19 protein-coding genes are annotated in these 16007 nt (G+C 26.1%); 8 read left to right on the forward strand and 11 right to left on the reverse strand.

What is annotated here, in order from left to right; genetic code table 11:
- Positions 1 to 52: 52 nt before the first annotated feature.
- Together AVENP_RS08620 and AVENP_RS08625 are read left to right on the forward strand one after the other, a co-directional pair.
- Positions 53 to 703: a UPF0323 family lipoprotein gene (locus AVENP_RS08620; RefSeq protein ID WP_128358165.1), complete on the forward strand. Its 651-nt coding sequence runs from the start codon at positions 53 to 55 to the stop codon at positions 701 to 703.
- 3 nt (positions 704 to 706) lie between these two features.
- Positions 707 to 1885: a glutathionylspermidine synthase family protein gene (locus tag AVENP_RS08625; RefSeq protein WP_128358164.1), complete on the forward strand. Its 1179-nt coding sequence runs from the start codon at positions 707 to 709 to the stop codon at positions 1883 to 1885.
- Positions 1886 to 1906: 21 nt separating this feature from the next.
- On the opposite strand, the gene AVENP_RS08630 is transcribed toward AVENP_RS08625, so the two are convergent.
- Both AVENP_RS08630 and AVENP_RS08635 read right to left on the reverse strand, forming a co-directional pair.
- The gene (locus AVENP_RS08630; RefSeq protein ID WP_128358163.1) at positions 1907 to 2266 is read right to left on the reverse strand and encodes a hypothetical protein; all 360 of its coding nucleotides are present in this window, start codon (positions 2264 to 2266) and stop codon (positions 1907 to 1909) included.
- 119 nt (positions 2267 to 2385) lie between these two features.
- Positions 2386 to 2733, reverse strand: coding sequence for a hypothetical protein (locus AVENP_RS08635; RefSeq protein WP_128358162.1), 348 nt, complete (start codon positions 2731 to 2733; stop codon positions 2386 to 2388).
- A 105-nt stretch (positions 2734 to 2838) separates the two neighbouring features.
- Between AVENP_RS08635 and ligA the strand changes: the two genes are divergently transcribed.
- Both ligA and AVENP_RS08645 read left to right on the forward strand, forming a co-directional pair.
- Positions 2839 to 4785 carry an NAD-dependent DNA ligase LigA gene (gene ligA / locus AVENP_RS08640; RefSeq protein WP_128358161.1) on the forward strand — a complete coding sequence of 649 codons (1947 nt, stop codon included), beginning with the start codon at positions 2839 to 2841 and terminating at the stop codon, positions 4783 to 4785.
- Positions 4786 to 4860: 75 nt separating this feature from the next.
- Positions 4861 to 5655, forward strand: a complete 795-nt coding sequence (locus tag AVENP_RS08645) for a flagellin N-terminal helical domain-containing protein (protein WP_128358160.1) — start codon at positions 4861 to 4863, stop codon at positions 5653 to 5655.
- Here AVENP_RS08645 and AVENP_RS08650 read toward each other — a convergent pair.
- Genes AVENP_RS08650 through AVENP_RS08660 form a run of 3 tightly spaced genes read right to left on the reverse strand, consistent with a single transcriptional unit; the run spans position 5652 to position 8244 of the window.
- Positions 5652 to 6572, reverse strand: coding sequence for a Ppx/GppA phosphatase family protein (locus tag AVENP_RS08650; RefSeq protein ID WP_128358159.1), 921 nt, complete (start codon positions 6570 to 6572; stop codon positions 5652 to 5654). The genes AVENP_RS08645 and AVENP_RS08650 overlap by 4 nt on opposite strands.
- Positions 6573 to 6580: 8 nt before the next feature.
- Positions 6581 to 7138, reverse strand: a complete 558-nt coding sequence (locus AVENP_RS08655; RefSeq protein ID WP_128358158.1) for a CDP-alcohol phosphatidyltransferase family protein — start codon at positions 7136 to 7138, stop codon at positions 6581 to 6583.
- Positions 7135 to 8244 carry a GGDEF domain-containing protein gene (locus tag AVENP_RS08660; RefSeq protein ID WP_172664266.1) on the reverse strand — a complete coding sequence of 370 codons (1110 nt, stop codon included), beginning with the start codon at positions 8242 to 8244 and terminating at the stop codon, positions 7135 to 7137. Before AVENP_RS08660 ends, AVENP_RS08655 begins: the two co-directional genes overlap by 4 nt.
- A 102-nt stretch (positions 8245 to 8346) precedes the next feature.
- On the opposite strand from AVENP_RS08660, the gene AVENP_RS08665 reads away from it, so the two are divergent.
- Entirely contained in the window at positions 8347 to 8619 is a 273-nt protein-coding gene (locus AVENP_RS08665; protein WP_128358157.1) for a hypothetical protein, read from the forward strand.
- A gap of 10 nt (positions 8620 to 8629) precedes the next feature.
- Positions 8630 to 8869 (forward strand): hypothetical protein, encoded by a 240-nt coding sequence (locus AVENP_RS08670; RefSeq protein WP_128358156.1) that lies wholly within the window; start codon positions 8630 to 8632, stop codon positions 8867 to 8869.
- Positions 8870 to 8883: 14 nt separating this feature from the next.
- On the opposite strand, the gene AVENP_RS08675 is transcribed toward AVENP_RS08670, so the two are convergent.
- The 3 genes from AVENP_RS08675 to AVENP_RS08685 all read right to left on the reverse strand — a co-directional run bounded on the left by AVENP_RS08675 (position 8884) and on the right by AVENP_RS08685 (position 10648).
- Positions 8884 to 9378 (reverse strand): 2-thiouracil desulfurase family protein, encoded by a 495-nt coding sequence (locus AVENP_RS08675; protein ID WP_128358155.1) that lies wholly within the window; start codon positions 9376 to 9378, stop codon positions 8884 to 8886.
- Entirely contained in the window at positions 9375 to 10160 is a 786-nt protein-coding gene (locus AVENP_RS08680) for a PP-loop family protein (protein WP_128358154.1), read from the reverse strand. The genes AVENP_RS08675 and AVENP_RS08680 overlap by 4 nt, the downstream gene beginning before the upstream one ends.
- Before the next feature lie 71 nt (positions 10161 to 10231).
- The gene (locus AVENP_RS08685) at positions 10232 to 10648 is read right to left on the reverse strand and encodes a GNAT family N-acetyltransferase (protein WP_128358153.1); all 417 of its coding nucleotides are present in this window, start codon (positions 10646 to 10648) and stop codon (positions 10232 to 10234) included.
- Between the two features lie 136 nt (positions 10649 to 10784).
- On the opposite strand from AVENP_RS08685, the gene AVENP_RS08690 reads away from it, so the two are divergent.
- Together AVENP_RS08690 and AVENP_RS08695 are read left to right on the forward strand one after the other, a co-directional pair.
- Complete coding sequence (locus tag AVENP_RS08690; protein WP_128358152.1) at positions 10785 to 10991, forward strand: hypothetical protein; 207 nt, start codon at positions 10785 to 10787, stop codon at positions 10989 to 10991.
- 54 nt (positions 10992 to 11045) lie between these two features.
- Positions 11046 to 12266 (forward strand): molybdopterin molybdotransferase MoeA, encoded by a 1221-nt coding sequence (locus AVENP_RS08695; RefSeq protein WP_128358151.1) that lies wholly within the window; start codon positions 11046 to 11048, stop codon positions 12264 to 12266.
- A 13-nt stretch (positions 12267 to 12279) separates the two neighbouring features.
- Here AVENP_RS08695 and AVENP_RS08700 read toward each other — a convergent pair whose 3' ends face one another.
- The 3 genes from AVENP_RS08700 to AVENP_RS08710 are packed head-to-tail and all read right to left on the reverse strand — an operon-like array spanning position 12280 to position 16006.
- On the reverse strand, positions 12280 to 13317 hold the full coding sequence (locus AVENP_RS08700) for an SO_0444 family Cu/Zn efflux transporter (protein ID WP_128358150.1): 1038 nt from the start codon (positions 13315 to 13317) through the stop codon (positions 12280 to 12282).
- Positions 13318 to 14769 (reverse strand): DNA recombination protein RmuC, encoded by a 1452-nt coding sequence (locus AVENP_RS08705; RefSeq protein WP_228201846.1) that lies wholly within the window; start codon positions 14767 to 14769, stop codon positions 13318 to 13320. It lies immediately after the preceding gene.
- The gene (locus AVENP_RS08710) at positions 14759 to 16006 is read right to left on the reverse strand and encodes a M48 family metallopeptidase (protein WP_128358149.1); all 1248 of its coding nucleotides are present in this window, start codon (positions 16004 to 16006) and stop codon (positions 14759 to 14761) included. The genes AVENP_RS08705 and AVENP_RS08710 overlap by 11 nt, the downstream gene beginning before the upstream one ends.
- Between the last annotated feature and the right edge of the window lies 1 nt (position 16007).

Raw genomic sequence — 16007 nt, forward strand, 5'->3', positions numbered from 1 at the left:
GATTTCTAAAATAGATGTTATTAAATTTAAATTGAAAGAAAGGTAATCAAAATTGAAAAAAAATTTTCATATTAAAAAAATCTCAGATTATGCAATGGTTGGTGGGTTAGGTGCTTTACTTGTAGTTGGATTAGTTGGATGTGACGATAAATCAAAAAACAATCAACAAAACCAAGGTCAAAGTGATGCTTTTTCAAATGCTAGCCAAAAACAAAATGCTTTTGTAATTATAGAAGAATCAGCAGATGGTAAATACAAAATAGCTGATGAATTTCCAGCTTCAAAAACTACAATTGTACTTAGAAAACCAGATGGAACTGAAAAAATTTTATCACAAGAAGAAATAGATAAATTAGTAAAAGAAGAAGAAGTAAAAATTGATGCAGGTACATCTCCTCTTACAAATCCAAATGCCCAAGTATCAGATGGTGGAATGGGACTTGGTGGAGTTTTATTATCTTCAATTGCAGGTGCAATGATTGGTTCTTGGCTTGGGAATAAACTATTTAATAATCAAAACTTCCAAAACCAAAGACAAACTCAATATAAATCACCACAAACATATAGTAAATCTCAAAGTTCATTTACAAAATCTTCAGCAACAACAGGTAGTAATTCATCAAGTAAAAAAAGTGGATTTTTTGGTGGAAACAATAGTTCTACGACATCAAAATCAACTTCATCGTCTAGTTTTGGGAGCTAATAAATGCAATTAGAAAAATTAAAACCTTTAAGTGATGAATACTTAGAATCAATAGGTTTTGTCTGGCATACAGATAGTGATAATTCATCCTATGTTAGTGATGAAATTGTAGTGATTAGTGAAGATCAAGCAAATGCTTTTTATGAAGCAACAAATGAACTTTATGATATGTTTGCTGAGACGGGTCAATATATAATTGATAATGAGCTATTTCATGAAATAAACATACCTTTTAATCTAATTGAAGTTATAAAAGAGTCTTGGGAAAATGAAGTTCATTGGCATTTATATTCAAGATTTGATTTAGCAGGTGGGATTGATGGGAAACCTATAAAATTAATTGAGTTTAATGCGGATACTCCAACTTCACTTTTTGAAACAGCGATTATTCAATGGGCAATGTTAAAAGCAAATGGTTTAAATGAAGCTAGTCAATTTAACAATCTTTATGAAGCTTTAAAAGATAATTTCAAAAGAATTATTACTTTAAATGGAGATTTAGAAAAATTTGATGAATATTATTCAACTCTTGGCTGGAAAATACTGTTTTCTTCAATTTCAAACTCAAGTGAAGATATAAACACAACAAAACTTTTACAACATATTGCAAGTGAAGCTGGGTTTAACACAGATTTTGAATTTATAGAAAATGTTCAATTTAGTGATGATGGTATTTTTAAGGATGATGAACTTTTTGAATTCTGGTTTAAACTAATTCCTTGGGAAAATATCGCTATTGAAGAGAGTGAATTAGCTTTGATTTTAACAGAAATTATAAAAGAGAAAAAAGCAATTATTTTTAATCCAGCTTACACATTGATGTTTCAATCAAAAGGATTTATGAAAATTTTATGGGATTTATATCCAAATCATCCTTTATTACTTGAAACTTCATTTGAACCTTTAGTTGATAAAAAACAAGTTGAAAAAAGATGTTTTGGAAGAGAAGGTGCAAATACAAAAATAATAAATAGTGATGGTTCAATTGATCAAGAAACATTAGGTGATTATGAAGGTCATAAAGCTATTTACCAAGAGTTTGTAGAATTTCCTAAAGATTCAAATGGAAACTATTACCAAGCGGGAGTATTTTTCGCTTATGAAGCTTGTGCATTAGGATTTAGAAGAGGTGGAAAAATATTAAATAATATGTCTAAATTTGTAGGTCATGTTATAAAATAAAAGACTTGTAAAAAAGAAGATTTATTTAATAAATCTTCTTTCTATCTCTTCATCACTTAATTCAACACTATCTTCATTTAAAAAACCATAAAAATAACTATCAACTTCAGTAAGAACTTCAATAATTAAAATATTTTTACCATCATAATTTTTAACAAATTTTTCAATAGCTTCAAGAGCAGAATCATCCCAGTATTTTTCAATCTCATCATTGTTTCCAACATCACAGAACAGACAATCTTCACACATTGAAAATAAATATTTACCAGCACCCTCATAAATCTCAAATGAATTATTTTCATTATCTAATTTCTCATTTGTAAAAGGACAATACAAACTAAATTTACTCATATTCTTAGGTTTTATAACAACTTTATTCAAAATCAATCCTTATTTTTATTAATACTTACTACTCAATTTATTGCAGAATTATACATTTAATTTTTTAAACAAACGCTTTATTTTAGGAGTTTATATATATTTATACAAATGATATTTTCTTATTTTTGATTATTTATAGCTCTTTGAATATCATTATTATATTTATATACCATATAATCAAACATCTTAGCTTCTTGGTTTTTTTGAAAGAAAAAAAACATTTCTATAAGCCTATAACCCATTCTGAAAAATGCAGTAAAAGGAACTAAATAACTAAATAAAGTCGAATAAGTTCTATAGGGATAATACTTTTCTAACTCATCTTTTAACTCTTTTAAAACTACACTCTCTTCTTGCAGTGTCATCCTATCTTGTGCCGAAATTGTTCTAATTGCGATAAAAAAATTTACAACAAACATAAAAGAATTTAAATTCCAACCAATAATACAAATATCTAAATAACTCATCTATTCTCTTTATTTTAATATTAAAGTTTGGATTATAACCTATTTATCTTTTATACTAAATCTATTAAGTATAATTGTAATTAAAAATTTTACTAATGAGAAAAAATGACAAAAATTGAATACGAATTAAATATTAAAAAATTAATCTCTTGGGCACATGAATATTATGTAAATGATAATCCACTAGCAACTGATGAAGAGTATGATAAATTAGCGAGAAGTTGTTTAGCTTATGAAAGCGAAAACCCAACTTTAAGCCATCCAAATTCGCCAAATAAAAGGGTTGGAGGTTTTATTCTTGAAGGTTTTGAAAAAGCTTCACACCTAAGCCGTATGTGGTCACAAGAAGATGTATTTAATACTCAAGAGTTGGAAGATTGGATTAAAAGAGCTCACAAAGTTAATACAAATTTAGAGTTTTTTTGCCAACCAAAATTTGATGGAGCATCTTTAAATCTTATTTATGAAAATGGTTTATTAAGACAAGCTATCACAAGAGGTGATGGAAGTATTGGAGAAGATGTTACAAATAATGTTAAAACTATCCACTCTATTCCTCTTCAAATAGCTGAAAAATCTTTAGTTGAAATTAGAGGTGAGATTGTTATTAAAAAAGCTGATTTTGAAAAGATAAATATAGAAAGAGTTAAAAGCAATGACCAAGTTTTTGCAAATCCAAGAAATGCAGCAGCAGGAAGTTTAAGACAATTAGACCCAACAATCACAGCAAAAAGAAAACTATTTTTTAATGTTTGGGGAGTTGGACTTAACTCATTAAGATTTACAAAATACTCACAAATGATGGATTATATCTACTCTTTAGGTTTTGTAAAACCTCCAATGCAAACAATAACTTCAAGTGTTGAGGGAATAGAAAATCTATATCATGAAATAATAAAAGTTCGAGATGATATAGAAATGATGCTTGATGGAATGGTTGTAAAAATTGATGATATTGAAACACAAGATGAATTAGGTTACACAGTAAAATTTCCTAGATGGTCTTGTGCTTATAAATTTCCTGCTTTAGAAAAAACGACTAAAATCAAAGATATTATTTTACAAGTTGGAAGAACAGGAGTTATAACGCCAGTTGCAATTGTAGAACCAACTGATATAGAGGGAGTTATCGTTGAACGTGCAAGTTTACACAATTTTGATGAAATAGCAAGAAAAGATATAAGAATCAATGATGAAGTAATTATCATAAGAAGTGGTGATGTAATTCCAAAAATCACAAAGGTTTTTACAGACAGAAGAGATGGAACACAACTTAATATTCTTCGCCCTACTTCATGCCCAGATTGTGCTAGTGAACTACTTGATGAAGGAGCTTTAATTAAATGTCAGAACCTTGATTGTCCAAGTCGTGTGGTTAATTCAATAATATATTTTGCAAGTAAAAACTGTATGAATATTGATGGATTGGGAAATAAAATTGTTGAAACTTTAGTAAATGAAAAAAAGATTTTTGATATTTTAGATTTATACTCTTTAAAATATGAAGATTTAGAAAATCTTGAGGGATTCAAAGAGAAAAAGATTAATAATCTTTTAAATGCACTTAATAATACAAAAGCAACGGCTCTTCACAGAATTATAAATGCTTTAGGAATTGAACATATTGGAGAAGTTGCTTCAAAACAGATTTGTTTAGAGTTTGGATTAAAAGTTGTAGATATTGATTATGATAGTCTAATTGCTTTAGATGGAATTGGTGAACAAATGGCAAACTCATTTTGTGAATTTATGAGAGTAAATAAAGAGTTAGTTTTAAAACTTTTTGAAATTATCAATCCAACAGTTGAAGAAAAAGTTGAAGTTGAAGAAAATAACTTTAAAGGCAAAACAATAGTTCTAACAGGAACAATGAGTGTAAGTCGTGGAGATATAAAAAAGAAACTAGAACTTCTTGGAGCTAAAATCAGCTCATCAGTATCTAAAAAGACTGATTTTGTCATTTATGGAGAAGATGCAGGAAGTAAATATGATAAAGCAATTGAATTAAATGTTCAAGTACTAACCGAAGATGAAATGAATAAAATGATTTAAAAAAATAACTTTATTTAAGAGTAAATTTAATAAAAATTTAAGTATAATAAACACAATAAAAAAAAGGAGCAAAATATGGATGTTAATAGTATAAATAGTAATATATCTACTCTTAATTCCTCGTCTTCTTTAGGTCTTGAAAGAATTAGTTCAAGTAAATCAGTAAATAAAATAGACAAAGATGGTACAAATCTTTATATAAGTGATTATAATAAAAAAAGAGATGAACTATCTTTAAATGTTCAATCTTTAAATGAGGGAATTGCAATTAGTAAAATTGCTCAAGACTCTATTTCTAAACAACAAACATATCTTACAAATATTCAAACAAAACTTGAAAATAATGATTCATATGAAAATAAAAATGATTTAAAACAAAGTATAAATGAAGATTTAAAAAGTTTTAATCAAATAGCTTATAGTACAAAATTCAAATCAGAAAATCTTTTGGCAACTGATTATTATGATGAAAAAACAACAATTGATATAAATACTAAAAATTCAAACTTTTCAATTGAAAAACCAAATACTCCAAGTTATGCTAATGATATTTTTGAACTTTCAAATAATAGTGATTTAAATAATCAAGAAGCTTTACAAGGTCTTTCATCAAAAGTTCAAAACTCATCAGATCAATTACAAAATTCATATAATGATTTTAGTGAATTTGGAAACAATCTTAAAAATAGTGCAAAAGATACTATAGAAGAACAAGTAAATTTATATAACGAAAATAAAATGAATAAAGATAGAAATTTCGGGCAAGACTCAAGTGATTTTACAAAAACAAATGTTAGTTCAAATATGGGTTATCTAGCAGCTTCTCAAGCTAATATCGTTCAAGAACAAAGTGTAAGACTTTTATCTTAATTCTTAAACTTTGTTTGACAATAGTTTATAGCAACACCTTCTCTTAAGCCATCATCTAGAACTATCGACTCTTTTTTATTTAAAACTTCGAAAATCATTTTATAAATAAAAATCCCAACTTCAATAAATTCGACTCGTCCACGGCCTACTAATTTTGTAATATCTTCTTTTGATGAATTTTTAAAAATATCTAAACTATTAGAAATATCTTCAAGATTTACTATTGTTCCATTTACGATATTTCTATCATATGAAAAAAAATCTTGACCTAATTTTATAGCAGCAATTGTTGTTGGTGTTCCAGCAGTTGCCACAAAACTATAATCTTTTAAATCAATATCTAAATTATCCAAAAAGATTTTTATCTCTTTTTTTCTAAATTCTAAATCATTATGTAAATCATCATAATTTAAAGATTTTTGAGTCATTGTAACTATTCCAAAATCAAAACTATGAGATTCATAAGTATCATTTGTATTTATAATTATTTCAGTAGAACCACCACCAATGTCTAATAAAATAAATTTTTCAGAATAAATTTTTTCTCTTTTTAAAGCATATTTAACAGCTAATAAAGTTAATCTAGCTTCTTCTTTTCCATCTATTATAGTAAAAGTAGTTCCAACTTTTTGTTTAAAATATTCCAAAACATCTTTGTTATTTAAAGCTTTTCTCATAGCAGCCGTTGTGACACAAATTGCATCTTCTGGATTATAATTTATAACTTGGATAGAGTGTGAAATTGCCTCTATCACTCTTTGAAGAGCTTCTGATGAAATCAATCCTGTATCAATTAAACCATCAGCCATTCCTACTACTTCATTATATTCTGAAATAATTTTATGATCTGTACAATCATATTTCAAAACACGAAAAGAGTTTGAACCTAAATCAATAGTTACTATTTCTTGATTCATTAAAATACTTATAAATGAGGAATTTTGATTTTTGAATTTAATAAATATCCAATAATTATCATCATAAATAAGACAAAAGTTTCTGAAATAAAACCTGTTAAAAAAATCAAATACACAAGCCATAATAAAATTGCACCTAAAGGAGTTGGAATACCTGTAAAAAAATTTTCTACTTTTCCTTCATCTGCATTTATATTAAATTGAATTAATCTTCTAAGTCCTGAAATTACATAATAAACAAAAGCAAATATAACTAAAGGCATATTCATAAACGCCTCTTTTGTATCAATAACTGCAAAAAAGATAAACATTGTTGGAACTATTACGAATGATAAAAAATCTGCAAAAGAATCAAGTTGAATTCCAAATTGTGTAGATAAATTATATTTTCTAGCAATTTTACCATCCACTATATCAAAACCACCTGCAAGCCAAGCAAAAAGTGCAGCTGCAAAAAAATCATGGTGAGTTAAAAAATAAATTGCAAAAATTCCAGATGCAATATTAAAAAAAGTTACGATATTAGCTAAATTAAAATGATTGTTTTTATTAAACAAAAAAGTCATTCTTTCCCTTTGTATATATGATATTGATTTCGTCCATTTTCTTTTGCTTTATATAAACTCTCATCAGCTTGTTTATAAAGTTTGTTAGCCGATATATAAGTATGTGGCTCATATACAATAGCACCCATTGAAATTGAAACGATGTTGAGTATTTTACTATTTTTATGCTCAATTTCTAGTTCTAAAATCTTGTAATTTATATCTTTTAAGCAATTTTCCAAGCTATTTTCATCAATATCAAATAAAACCACACCAAACTCTTCACCACCTAACCTAAAAACAAATTCATATTTTTTATTGAAATATTCTTTTAGTGTAAAAGCAACTTTTTTTAATGTAACATCACCCATATCATGCCCATATGTATCATTGTATTGCTTGAAATAATCAATATCAAACATAATAAATGCACATTTCCAATTATTTGCATTGGCAATGAATGGCATATTATCAAAAATAGTATCAAAATATTTTCTATTATATAGTTTTGTCATTGAATCAGTTATGGAATCGATTTTATATTTTTTATTTAAGACGGTTAGTTGTTTATCTTTTTTTATTACTTGATATATAATATATACTATAACAATAAATGATATAAAAAGAATTATCACAATGCTATAAAATAAATATTTTTTCATATTATCGTAATCTTCTACGAACTTTTTTCTCTCTTTAAAAGCTACTTGAGTTTCATACTGTATTAAAAAATTAATTTTATTTAATACCTCTTTGAAAAAATGAAGTTTATTTTCTTTAAAAGCATTTAATACTTCAGTGTTAATTGTATCTGTTACAATTTTCTCATCACTATTTTTATAAGCATCATAGTAGTACTTCCACTCTTCTTCAATTATTAGTTGTTCTTTTTTTATATCACATACATACTTCAATGTTCTACAAGAGATGATTTCTTTATAATTATCTGAGATGATTTGAAGTTTAACAATAGGTATTAAATTTCCAAAATATATGTTATCAACCTGTTTTTTTAGGTTATCTATTTGAGTGTTAAATAAAATTGAAGAGAAAATTAGTGTTGATAAAACAGTACACACTAAAATTATTAATCTAACTGTAGTTGATTTTAAAAAATTACTTATCATATTATTATGCTATCTAAAAATATATTTAAATCAAGTAAAATAGTTAATTTACTTTTCTACTGTTTTTTGTTACAATTTTAACATATAAATATTAGGAAAAACATGCAATTAAATACTAGCAACCAAAGTTCAAGTACAATTTATCAACAATTATCAAATGAGAAGTCTCAACAAACTTCTATTGATAAAAATAATAAATCTACATTTGAAAAAAATGATATGGTTGAAAGTTCAAATAGTAAAAATACACAAAGAGATGAAGAATCGAAAAAAATAGAAAATATGACTTCTTCAAATCCAAATTTAGACAATGCAAAAGAAGAATTATCAAAAAATGGGAACTTAAATAAGCTTTTCTTACAAAATTTAATCTAAGGAGTTAATTATGACAATTAGTAATAATTTAAATTCAATGAATTCATCTGAACTTCAATTAAATCAAATGGTATCAAATATTGCACAAGTTGCAGATACAATTGGAGATCCAGAGTTTCAAGAAGTAAGTGCTGATTTAATAGATTCTATTGTAGGCCAGATTCCAGAAGTTATATCATATCAAGCAAATGCTCAAAGTATACAAACACAAAATGCTGTATCAGATATGCTTTTAAATATAAAAGCTTAAGTAATTTATAAAAACTATTTATTAGTTTTTATAAATTTAGACAACTCTCTTAATTGCTCTTCATTAAAAACTTCAATTTCATTATCTTTTAAAAGTCTTGCTGTTAAACCTTGACCATCTACTAAATTATGTGAAAAAGTCCCATCATAAATTTTTATATTTCCACAAGAGGGAGAATTTGCTTTTAATAGAGCTACTTTTATATTTTCTTCTTTGCAAATATCAAGAGCTTTTTTTGCACCTAATAAAAAGTTGATTGTTACATCTGTTCCATTTTCATCTTTTACAATAAAAGGTTTATTATTATTAACAATTTCAGCTGGATTTCTAGGAATCCCTAACCCACCTGCAACTTCTGGACAAAAAGAATAAATTTCATTTTCGCAAAGAATATCCATAAATAATTCTTTCGAAGAAAATGGAAATTTCGGATTAAATGCTATTGATGAATTAGCTCCATCATATCTAACATCTTCTCCCAATAAACAAGAAGATATTAATATTTTCATATAATATTTTCTTCTTCAGAACTTTCTAAATGTTCTACATCATTATTATAAAAAAAAGTTGATAATTGGATATTGCTAAAAGCTGCTTTCATAGATACAAATATTTGAGGATTTTCTGCTTCTAATTTTGCAAGTAACTCTTTTGTAGTTGCCCTTGCATGTGGCATTTTTACATCAAATCTCAAACCAGGACAAGCTTCATCTCCAATTACATTTATTTCATTTGTATCTGCAAATGCTCGTAATTGTCTCTCTCTACAAAAAATCAATGGTCTTATAACTTCTAAACCATTTTCTGCTTTGTATTTTGGAGGCATAGAACGCATAGTTCCATTGTAAAAGAAGTTCATAAAAAATGATTCCATTGCATCATCTAAATGATGCCCCAAAGCTACTTTATTAAAACCTTGTTCTTGTGCTGTTGAGTATAAATACCCTCTTCTCATTCTTGAAAAAAATGAACAAAAAGATGAATTTTTTCTAATTTTTTCACCTGCTAGTTCAAAAATTTGTGTATCTATAATTTCATGGTCAATTCCATGCTCTTTGCAGTGATTACTTAAAAATTCAACTTGCTCACCCATTCCATAAGTTACTGTAACTGCTTTAAATTCAAAATTATATGGGGCAACTTTTTTTATTCTATTTAAGGCGTGAATTAATGTTAATGAATCTTTTCCACCTGAAAAACCCACTAAAATTCTATCACCTTCTTTTATTAATCCATATTCTGCATTAGTTTTTCCAACTATTGTAGAAATTTTTTTACTTAATTCAACCAATATATTATTCCTATAATTTTTTTGTGATTATATCAAAAAAGTTCTCAAAAGCTTTTTGATATTTTCTGTATTTATATTTTTATACTAAAATGATGAGAATCAATTTGCATATTTTGACTCAAATAAAATTTATGAGCCTCTTTTCTTATAACAGAAGAGTCAAGATGTATAGATTTACAATTTTGCTGTTTTGCATATATTTTTATAAAATCAAAAAGTACTTTTGCTGCACTAGAATATTGAGCACTTTTCTCTGTTACAAAATCTTCAATATAAAGATATTTTCCCCAAGATAATTTTTGTAAAATATTAAAACCTACAACACAAATTATTTGGTTATTTTCTGTAACATAAATAACTTGATAACCATTTTTTATCTGTTCTGCAATCATTGAAAAAAAATCATTTTCAGATAAGTCTTCCCTTATTTGATGCATTAATGTATAACAATATTTTATTTCTTCTTCTGAAGCAATTTTTATTTCCATAAAAATCCTTAAAATTATTTTACAATAATATCTAAGCTTTTTTAATAAATGGATTAACAATTGTATATAATGTTGTTTTTACTCTATTTTTAGATAAATACTATATAATTTCATAAATACTACATAAAGATTCGAAATGACTATAGAAGAAGAGAAAGAACTTAGACAAAAAATCACTGACATAATTTTGCCCTTAGCTATGAATATGACTGAAGATCAAATTAGAAATATTATTATGTCAGTTGAAAAAGATAATGATAATATTCAAAAAGGTTTTGGAGCAATGCTTTTTGAACAAATTATGGTTCAGAAAAATAATAGAATAAGAAGAAATTTCTTTTAAACTATCCTATCAAAAATACCAAAAGACTCAACAATAAATATACAAAGGATACTTATGCGAAATTTTATAAGTTATGATGAATCTATTAATATATTAAATAATATAAATATTTCAAAAATAACAACTGAAAAACTTTTTATAACAAATGCTATTGGTAAAGTTATTGCAAAAGATATAATAGCAAATCACAATAGTCCAGAATTTCCAACATCTGCAATGGATGGTTATGCAATAAAATTTGAAGATATTAAAAATGAAGATATTAAATTAATAGCAAAAAATCCTGCGGGAAGTATTGTAGAATCCGAAGTTATAACTAACACTTGTATCAAAACCTTTACTGGTTCTTTAATGCCAAAAGGAAGTGATACTTTAATTCCTATTGAAAATGTTGAGATTGTTAATGATAAAATAAAAATTATCAAAGCTGTTCCTTTTGGATTTGCAGTTAGAAATATTGGTGAAAATTATAAAAAAAATGAAATTCTAATAAAAAAAGGAACTGTTATTGGTTTTGCTGAAATAGGAGTTTTAGCATCATTAAATATCTCTCAAATTGAAGTAGTTTGCAATCCTACAATTGCAATTGCAAGTACTGGAAGTGAAATTTTAGATTTAGGTGAAGTGCAAACAAATGATTCACAAATTAGAAGTTCAAATCATCTAACATTAGAAGCTTTGTTTAAAAGTAATGGTGCAAATATTATTCAAATGGGAATAGTTAAAGATGATATAAATTCTATTACAAACTTACTTGAAACAGCTTTGTTAAAAGCTGATATTATTATCACAACTGGTGGTGTTTCTGTTGGTGATTATGATTTTGTTCAAGATGTTATAAAAGATAAACTAAAAGCTGAAGTTTTATTTCATGGGGTTAATATAAAACCAGGAATGCACTTATTAGCAGCAATTAAAGATGGGAAAATTATTATTGCACTTCCAGGATTTGCTTACTCTTCAACAGTATGTGCAATTTTATATGTGTTACCATTAATTTTTAAATTTAGAAATTCAAATGAGTCTCTTCCAATTGTAAAAGCAGTTATAAATCAAGACTTTCCAAAGAAAATGGATAAAACAATTTTTACAGCTTGTAATGTGGAATATAAAGAGGGTCAATATCATATAAATTTTGATGGTAAAAAAGAAGGTACAAGTGCAATTTTAACAAATATGTTAGAAAGCCCTGCTCTTTTAATACAAAAAGATGATAGTCAAAATATAAAAGCTGGAGATTTAGTAGATATTTTACTTTTAAATAATATAAAATAAAAAGAATTCTCTTTTATTTTATATTTACTGTTTGTTTTGATTTAATTAAATGATAAGTAGTTAAAAGAAGTAAAATCAAAGTTGCAATTTGAGTTAAAACTGAACTCTCTTCACTAATTGTATTAAAATTCAAAATATTTAAATCTGAAAAATACATATCAAATAAAAAACCAAATAATAATGACAATATTGCAATAGTTGCAATATATATTATTAAAGAAGTTTTTCCAAGAAGTTTATATACAACACTCATAGTAACAGCACTTGTTGCAGGTCCTGCTGTTAAAAAAATAAATGCTGCTCCACCACTCATCCCACTTAACATTAAAGCAGCAGCAAGTGGCAAAGAAGCTGTCGCACAAACATATAAAGGCATAGAAAATAAAATAATTACAATATATGTTAAAAATTGATTTTCAAATAGTAGAGAACTATACTCTTTTGGAACAAAAGTAGTAAAAATAGAACCTAAAATAAGTCCAATAAATAAAGGTTTTACCATATCTTTTGCTAAAGTTATATAAGCATATTCAAAAACTTCTTTTATTGAAAAAAATTTTTTTTCTTCTTTTGAAGAACTGCAAGAACAATGACAAGAACAAGATGATTCTTCTTTAATTTCATCTGTTTTTTTACTATCTTTTTCTACAAAGTTCTGAATTAACCCCACCATAATTGCAATTATAATAGAAGAAACAACTCTAAAAATAGTAAAAATTAATCCAAAAAATGAGAATGTTGCTAAAATAGAATCTACACCAGTAATTGGAGTAGAGATTAAAAAACTCTGAACGGCACCTTTACTTGCACCCTCTTTTCTCAAACTTTGAGCTAGAGGAATAACGGAACATGAACAAACAGGAAGTGGTATTCCAAAAAGTGTAGCTTTAATAACTGAACCTATAGAGCTTTTTCCTAAATGTTTTGAGATAAAATCATCAGGAACTAATTGTTTTAAAATACCAGCTAACAACAATCCAACTAATAAATAAATTGACATTGCATCTAAAAGTAATAAAAAATTATTTGCTAAGAGTTCAAATTTTTCCATTTATTCTTCAATCAAAGTTTTTGTTGTAATTGATTTTTTTGGCTTAACACCAAGATCTATAAACTCTTCAGCTCTTTTTATTAAATTTGCATTTCCAGTACTTAATTTATTCATAGCACTATCATAAGATTTTTGAGTTCTATTTAGATTTAAACCAATATCTTCAATATCTGCCACAAAACCTGCAAATTTATCATATAAATCAGCTGCTTTTTTAGAAATTAATTGAGCATTTTCATTTTGGTGTTCATTTCTCCAAATATTTTCAATTGTTCGTAAAGTTACGTATAAAGTTGATGGAGAAACTAACATGATATTGTGTTCAAAAGCCATTTTGAATAAACTATCATCATTTGAAGTAGCTAGGATAAAAGCTCCCTCAATTGGAATAAATAATAAAACAAAATCTAAAGTACTAACACCTTCTAAAGCTTCATATTTTTTAGAACTTAATCCTTTTATATGTCCATTAATAGATTTAATCAAATCTTTACAAGCATTTTCTTTATGTGTTTTATCTTCTGTTTTACAATAAGCTAAATAAGCATTTAAAGACACTTTTGAATCAATAATAATATCTTTTTTAGATGGCAAATGCACAATCACATCAGGTTTAAGTCGTCTTCCATCTTCATCATTAAATGAACCTTGAACTGTATACTCTTTGCCTTCTCTCAAACCTGTTTGCTCTAAGATAGAAGATAAAATCATTTCTCCCCAATCACCTTGAGTTTTATTTTGACCTTTAAGTGCTTTTGTTAAATTTACAGCATCAGTTGATATTTGGTTATTTAAATCTTTTAAATTTTTAATCTCTGTTAATAATGTTGTTCTTTGAATTGTCTCTTCATTGTAAATTTCATTAACTCGTTTTCCAAATAAATCAAGTTGATCTTTAAATGAAGTTAAAACTTGTGTCAAATTTACATTTGATTTTTTTTGATTTTCATCAAAAAGTTTATTTGCAAGATTTTCAAACTCTATTTTCATTTGTTGTTTTGATTCTTCTAAAAGAGTGATTTTTTCATTAAAATTTGACTCTCTAATTTCAAACTCTCGTACTAATTGTTTCTCTTTATTTTCAGAGAGTTTTGATAGATTTGATAATTTTAATTCATAAGTTGCTGTTACATTATCTATTATTTGATGAGAGTGTTTTTCAATAACTTTTAATTTATCTTCTAAACTCTCTTTTATTAGCTTTTTTTCTTCTTCTAATTTTCTATTTGAAGTATTAAGAGTATTGATTTGACCTTCATAAGAGCTATGATTTAACTCTATTTTTTCATTTAATGCTTTTAGTTTTAGCAAAGCTTCATCTTGTAAATTTTTCAATTGATTTTCATATTTTTGTCTTGAAAATTGTAATATAATCAATAAACCCGATAAAATTGCAATTGATGCAATAATTATTGTTAAATAATTAACTTCAATAATTCCACTATTCAACATTAAATTCCCCTTTTAAAGCACTTTCTAAATCCATAGCATGAACATCATAACCTAACTCTTTAAATCTCTCAATCAATGGTGGATGAGAATAATAAAAGAAAATATACATAGGATGTGAAAGTGGAAATGATTTATTTTCATTTGCTAATTTTAACAAGGCACTTACCAAATCCTCTTTTGTTGATAAATTTGAACCAAATTCATCAGCAGCATACTCATTATGTCTTGAAATCATAGAAATCAAAGGCATTAAGAAAAATGATAAAATTGGTGAAAAAATCATAAACACGGCAATAATCGCATAAGGTTCATTGTTTAATGATAAACCTAAAAATAGTTTATCTGGTAAATTTCCAAAAATTGCAAAAAATACAAACATAACAACACCCATAATTCCGATATTTTTTATAATATCTCCATTTTTAAAGTGACCTAATTCATGCCCTAAAACGGCTAAAAGTTCATTATGAGTTAATTTTTCAACTAAAGTGTCAAATAGAACTACTCTTTTTGTAGCTCCAAGTCCACCAAAATAAGCATTTAATCTATTGTCTCTTTTACTAGCATCAACGCTGAAAACTCCACTACTTTTAAAGCCAACTTCATCTAAAAGATTTTCAATTTTTGATTCTAACTCTTTATCTTTTAATTTCTCAAATTTATCAAACATTTTATCTCTAATTACTGGATAAAGCATGTTTATTAAAATAATAACTGCAAAAATAAATATAAATCCCCAAATCCACCAAGCTGAAAAACTATTTATAATAAATGAAATTCCAGCAATTACAATTGATCCAAAAACTAAAAATAGAACTCCAGTTTTTAAAGTATCTTTTATAAACAAAGCTGGTGTCATATTTGAAAAACCATATTTTTTATTTAATTTAAATGTTGAATAAAGTTCAAAAGGAAGAGTCAAAACCCAATTTATAATAATAAACAAATCCACAAAAACAACTGCTTTTAACCAAAAAGAGTCTAATTGTACCAATGAATCTAAAAATGACAAACCAAAGCCAATCCATAAAATAAAAAGTATAAAATCATAAAATGATGAACAAATAGCTAGTTTTTCTTTTTCAATTGAGTAATTTGCAGCTTCAAGATATTTAGAAGAATCTAAAATAATAGGCTTTAAATTTTTTGCGTTTTTTATGTAACCAATTTGCATAAATGATGTATAAGTGTTAAATACAAAATATAAACAAAAAGCTATAACAAATATTTCTAACAAG

Source organism: Arcobacter venerupis (assembly GCF_013201665.1).
In the GTDB taxonomy this organism is placed as follows: domain Bacteria; phylum Campylobacterota; class Campylobacteria; order Campylobacterales; family Arcobacteraceae; genus Aliarcobacter; species Aliarcobacter venerupis.

What these genes read in the sequence shown, in the direction of transcription:
- AVENP_RS08625 (WP_128358164.1), top strand. Translation starts at nt 707, where the DNA reads ATGCAATTAGAAAAATTAAAACCTTTAAGTGATGAATACTTAGAATCA.
- AVENP_RS08635 (WP_128358162.1), bottom strand. Translation starts at nt 2,733, where the DNA reads ATGAGTTATTTAGATATTTGTATTATTGGTTGGAATTTAAATTCTTTT.
- ligA (WP_128358161.1), top strand. Translation starts at nt 2,839, where the DNA reads ATGACAAAAATTGAATACGAATTAAATATTAAAAAATTAATCTCTTGG.
- AVENP_RS08645 (WP_128358160.1), top strand. Translation starts at nt 4,861, where the DNA reads ATGGATGTTAATAGTATAAATAGTAATATATCTACTCTTAATTCCTCG.
- AVENP_RS08650 (WP_128358159.1), bottom strand. Translation starts at nt 6,572, where the DNA reads ATGAATCAAGAAATAGTAACTATTGATTTAGGTTCAAACTCTTTTCGT.
- AVENP_RS08655 (WP_128358158.1), bottom strand. Translation starts at nt 7,138, where the DNA reads ATGACTTTTTTGTTTAATAAAAACAATCATTTTAATTTAGCTAATATC.
- AVENP_RS08660 (WP_172664266.1), bottom strand. Translation starts at nt 8,244, where the DNA reads ATGATAAGTAATTTTTTAAAATCAACTACAGTTAGATTAATAATTTTA.
- AVENP_RS08665 (WP_128358157.1), top strand. Translation starts at nt 8,347, where the DNA reads ATGCAATTAAATACTAGCAACCAAAGTTCAAGTACAATTTATCAACAA.
- AVENP_RS08670 (WP_128358156.1), top strand. Translation starts at nt 8,630, where the DNA reads ATGACAATTAGTAATAATTTAAATTCAATGAATTCATCTGAACTTCAA.
- AVENP_RS08675 (WP_128358155.1), bottom strand. Translation starts at nt 9,378, where the DNA reads ATGAAAATATTAATATCTTCTTGTTTATTGGGAGAAGATGTTAGATAT.
- AVENP_RS08685 (WP_128358153.1), bottom strand. Translation starts at nt 10,648, where the DNA reads ATGGAAATAAAAATTGCTTCAGAAGAAGAAATAAAATATTGTTATACA.
- AVENP_RS08690 (WP_128358152.1), top strand. Translation starts at nt 10,785, where the DNA reads ATGACTATAGAAGAAGAGAAAGAACTTAGACAAAAAATCACTGACATA.
- AVENP_RS08695 (WP_128358151.1), top strand. Translation starts at nt 11,046, where the DNA reads ATGCGAAATTTTATAAGTTATGATGAATCTATTAATATATTAAATAAT.
- AVENP_RS08700 (WP_128358150.1), bottom strand. Translation starts at nt 13,317, where the DNA reads ATGGAAAAATTTGAACTCTTAGCAAATAATTTTTTATTACTTTTAGAT.
- AVENP_RS08705 (WP_228201846.1), bottom strand. Translation starts at nt 14,769, where the DNA reads ATGTTGAATAGTGGAATTATTGAAGTTAATTATTTAACAATAATTATT.